Consider the following 499-nt stretch of genomic DNA (forward strand, 5'->3'; position numbering starts at 1 on the left):
AAGCCGACGTGGAAGCCCCTCGACATCGCGGGCTACCTCTACCTCGGCGGACTGGCGGGCGCGTCGTCACTGCTGGCCGCCGGGGGCCAGGCCACCGGACGGCCCGCACTGGCCAGGGCGGCGAAGGTGGGCGCGGCCGGCGCGATCACCGCGTCTCTGGCCGCTCTTGTGCACGACCTGGGCCGGCCCGCCCGCTTCCTCAACATGCTGCGCGTCTTCAAGCCCACCTCCCCGATGAGCGTGGGCTCGTGGCTGCTGGCCGGCTATGCGCCGCTGACGGTGGTCGCCGCGGCCACCGACGTCGCGCACCGCCACCGCCTCGTCGGATCCACCGCTACGGCGGCGGCCGCCGTCCTCGGCCCGGTCGTCACCACGTACACCGCCGTCCTGATCTCGGACACCGCCGTGCCCTCCTGGCACGAGGGCTACCGCGAGATGCCCTTCGTGTTCGCCGGCTCCGGCGCGACCGCGGCGGCCGGGCTGGCGCTGGTGTGCGCAC

The 499-nt window shown here is 74.9% G+C and carries 1 protein-coding gene; it reads left to right on the top strand.

Features of this window, described 5'->3' with window-relative positions:
- Positions 1–499: NrfD/PsrC family molybdoenzyme membrane anchor subunit (gene nrfD, locus ABZ281_RS49905; RefSeq protein WP_356665526.1), on the top strand; the 499-nt coding region annotated here is incomplete at both ends.

The organism is Streptomyces sp. NPDC006265 (assembly GCF_040613555.1).
In the GTDB taxonomy this organism is placed as follows: Bacteria; Actinomycetota; Actinomycetes; order Streptomycetales; family Streptomycetaceae; genus Streptomyces.